Origin of the sequence: Vogesella margarita, assembly GCF_028548475.1 — a bacterium.
Taxonomy (GTDB): Bacteria; Pseudomonadota; Gammaproteobacteria; order Burkholderiales; family Chromobacteriaceae; genus Vogesella; species Vogesella margarita.
In genome coordinates this window covers 1-3,695 of the sequence record NZ_JAQQLE010000020.1, presented here as the reverse complement: position 1 = coordinate 3,695, position 3,695 = coordinate 1, and the positions used below count along the sequence as shown (strand labels likewise).

At 45.8% G+C, this 3,695-nt stretch carries 3 protein-coding genes; 2 read left to right on the top strand and 1 reads right to left on the bottom strand.

The genetic code is table 11. The annotated features are described in order from the left end of the window. Positions 1–163 precede the first annotated feature (163 nt). Positions 164–1,603: a DUF8370 family protein gene (locus PQU96_RS15880; protein ID WP_272773377.1), complete on the bottom strand. Its 1,440-nt coding sequence runs from the start codon at positions 1,601–1,603 to the stop codon at positions 164–166. A 760-nt stretch (positions 1,604–2,363) separates the two neighbouring features. Here PQU96_RS15880 and PQU96_RS15875 point away from each other — a divergent pair. Next, on the top strand, positions 2,364–3,254 hold the full coding sequence (locus tag PQU96_RS15875; RefSeq protein ID WP_272773376.1) for an HNH endonuclease: 891 nt from the start codon (positions 2,364–2,366) through the stop codon (positions 3,252–3,254). A gap of 162 nt (positions 3,255–3,416) precedes the next feature. Beyond that, positions 3,417–3,599 (top strand): AAA family ATPase, encoded by a 183-nt coding sequence (locus tag PQU96_RS15870; protein ID WP_272773375.1) that lies wholly within the window; start codon positions 3,417–3,419, stop codon positions 3,597–3,599. Positions 3,600–3,695 lie beyond the last annotated feature (96 nt).

Sequence of the window (3,695 nt, the reverse complement as noted above, 5' to 3'; positions counted from 1 at the left end):
ACCGATTCGGCTAACGTTCATGGTGGACTCCTTCCTTCTGTCTGACTGGTGGTGAACCCTTCCAGTCTGGCACCTGGATGCCGTTGCGGGAGGGAGGAGTCCATCTCATTGGGCTACGGGTAAAGAAAAACCCGGAGCGATGTCCGGGCTACTTGCTATGGGGTTAAGAAGAAATCTTTCGATAGATATCGTCCAGCATTGAATTGATAGACATATAATCTTCTGTCGATGCCATATCCAGCAGGGAGAAGATATCTTCATCATATAAAGGAATTATTAGTCCTCGCCCATCTAAAAATGTATCCTTGCAGCGTTTTTCAAATAGAGATTTGTTGGTGCACTTCCTGGCAAGGATAAACCCAACCCAGCCTCTGTTTGGTGAAAATCTTCCGGCCAGTTGATCTAGCTCTGGATTTTTTGGGTCTGATGAGTAATTTTTGCATTCAAATGATATTTCAACCGCATTGAGGCGTGGTGATTTTAATGCCCTATAGAAAAACCCATCTTTTGCATTATTGAGAAACGTGATGTCAATTCTTTTTCGGCCGTCATGTATTTCTCTTTCTAGTTTTGGGCTGACTAAGTTTTTTCCAAAAATAAACAATAGAGCGCATAGCATGGCGTCTTGATATGTATATGCCTCAGATTTTCCCTCTTCGATTGATTTTATTATATTTTTTAATTTAGAGGCGGTTTTGGTTATGTCGAAATCATCTCCTTGTGTTGAGGTAATCTCAAAGTCCGTGGGGGGCTTGCTAAATTTTATATCGTCCCTGTATCGTTCAATTACCGCTGGATATTTTTTTGTAAACTCAAAAAGAAATTCTTTTGTTAGCGGGTATTCTTCCTTTAGGCTTTTTTTGGTTACTTTTGGGGTGCCATCCTTTAAAAGCTTAACAAGAGAGCTATGTATGTTTATGTGATGCTCTTGTAGAAAGTTTAAAACAAAATGTTGGTAATACTCTTGGTGATTTACTGACATTGTCCAGCAAACGATTGTTTTCGGAACGAGGATTATCTTTTCACCGTTTGCAACTGGTAGCTGAGTAAAACATTGTGCCCATTTTTCATTCTGGGTATCCCAATAAAATCCAGAGGGCACATTTTGCATTTCAATTGCATAATTTTTGCATTGATTTTGAGTGTATTCAATTAATTGGTGCCGTATTAAGTTTGTCGTTAGGTCGGATATTTTGTCGTGTCCAACCCCGTCAATCATTAACTCCAGCTCTGAAATACTGGACAGCATTCCAGATTTTACGGCCTCGCTACTCTTTAATTTTTCATGAAGGAGTTTTGCTTGGAACCCTCCTATTCCTTTTCCATTGGATTTTCCACTGGAAAGACCGAGGTGGGTTTCTCTTGGTTCTGAAAGATGGGAAAGCAACTCCCATGATTTGGTAGTGTCGTTGTGTTTTATGGATTCAATTAGGGATAGAAAATAAGATTGAACATTTTCTGCACATTCTTGATGCCATATGGATTCGTTGTTTATTAGTGCGTACGGATCAATAAAAAGCGGAATGTCTGTGTCCAGCGGGATGTCGACAAAATCTAGCTCGGACTGAGATTTGTTGATATTAAAATAAACGCTAAATTTCATGCAGCCCCCTGTCATATCTATTGTGTCAAAAAAAGCATGCCGCAGCATGCTTTTGATTTGCTGTGAGATTCATCAAAATATGAATCTCTTTTGTTTTTATTATCAATGACTTATGTTTCATTTCTATCAGAATAAATGGAGTGGATTTCACTCAAAGTGTGAAATTGTATGGGAATGAAGCCAAAGAATGAAATTTAGTATTGTGATGTGTTCCAGAAACTGCGTGAATGGGCAGACTACATATAGATTTCCCTACCAAGAAAGACTCTTGCTGGGGTGTTCATCCGTATGGCATGTTTGACGCACGAGTCCCAAGCGAGCTGGATGGCATAAATGTTATGCAAGTTCGCGAGGGCCATTGTGTGATGACTCCAAGTTTGGAGCAGCAGCCCGGGGCTGATGCAAGTCCCTGTCACCTCAGCCATTCTGATGACTGCTCCGTGTTTCGAGGCTGAGCGCCAACACTTTCCCACTCACTAAAGTAGCTCCCGGCGCGAGCTGGTGCAGCTTGTCTATGCGTGCGGCCCTGCTACTGATTACCCACACAATTTCACTGCGATGCATTGCGTGAGTAGTTTCTTCCTGTCGTTTGTGAATACCAATCTATCGTTGCGGAAGAGGGGGGGGTAACGAGCTAGATGGGGAGGCTGCAGATCCACAGGTGTTGATCGGCACTTGGACGTATGACAAAAGGCAAGGACAGGCCAAGTTTTAGAATGCTATTATCATTGCTGCGTCATCACGTGGGGGAGGGGTGTCAATGGCAATCCTTTTTTGTAATGTTGGCTGGATGCAAAAGTACGATGGCTTAGATGAAGATAGCCTTGCGCGTGGTGGTTCGTATAACAACCATTCTATCGGGCATGAAGTGTGCAATTTCACTCCTGTAGGTGATGCGGTTTACGGCTACGTCCAAGCAAACGGGAACATCAAACTGGAGAACTTGGGCGCGTCCAAGAAAGATGACTCAGTTGATGGCGTGACCGTTGTATGGACAGCATCGCCGCCAGGTGGTGGGACTGTAGTTGTTGGCTGGTACTTGAACGCCACTGTGTACCGCGCTGTACAGCAGATGCCGCAAAAGGCAGCGAAGCACATCGCTCAAGGGGCAGCCTACTTCCGTATCAAGGCAAAGCGCAAAGATGCGGTACTACTGGAAGAGCGCTCTGTTCTGATTCCGCGTGCCACAAAAGGGGGCATCGGGCAGAGCAACATATGGTATGCCGACAAGCTGGAGAGTAGGCCGATTGTTGAGCGGGTAATGAAGCTCATCACAGAGGGGCCAACACCCTTGCCAGATATAGACGAACCTGGCGGGCGGGAAGGGAAGGTCAGGCTTAGTGCCCATCTCCGCAGAGAGCGCAATGCCAAGCTGGTAAAGAAGAAAAAAGAATCCGTGCTGAAAGCGGCCGGGAGACTCTGTTGCCAAGTCTGTGGCTTTGACTTCAAGCAGGCGTATGGCAGCTATGGTGAAGATTTTTGCGAGGTACACCACCTGACACCATTAGCCAAAGCGGATCGTGAGGTGGAGACAAAGTTGGACGATTTGGCAGTGGTTTGCTCTAACTGCCATCGGATCATTCACCGCCATGACCCGATGCCGAAGATTGAACAGCTCGCCGCAGCGATATCTGAGGCCAAGGCTTACTAAGCATGGTAGCGCCCACTTTGGTAGCGCTGCTTCTATTGAGATCAACTCGCCGCGGTTGATTGGTGCCTCCTGCACAAAGGATTCGTGGCATTTGCCTGCGGTCGCCGACAAAGCAGAATCTCAGCTTTTCTCAGGAAATGATACAAGGAGCTAGAACCAGCAATGAAGATTCAATCCGCTCGTATCAAGAACTTCCGCACGCTGAAAGACATGACGATCCCCTTCGACTCCGTGACGACCTTTATCGGGCCGAACGGAGCGGGCAAGTCAACTGTGCTTCGTGCACTCGACTGGTTCTTTAACGGCAAGCCTGGTTCTCTAATGTCAATCAGCGTCGAATTTTGACCAGCAGGGGGTGCGGACAAAAACTTGGACTACTGGGAGGTAGTTCATGTACTCGTACGAAGATCGCATCCGCGCAGTTCTGCTTTACATACAGCT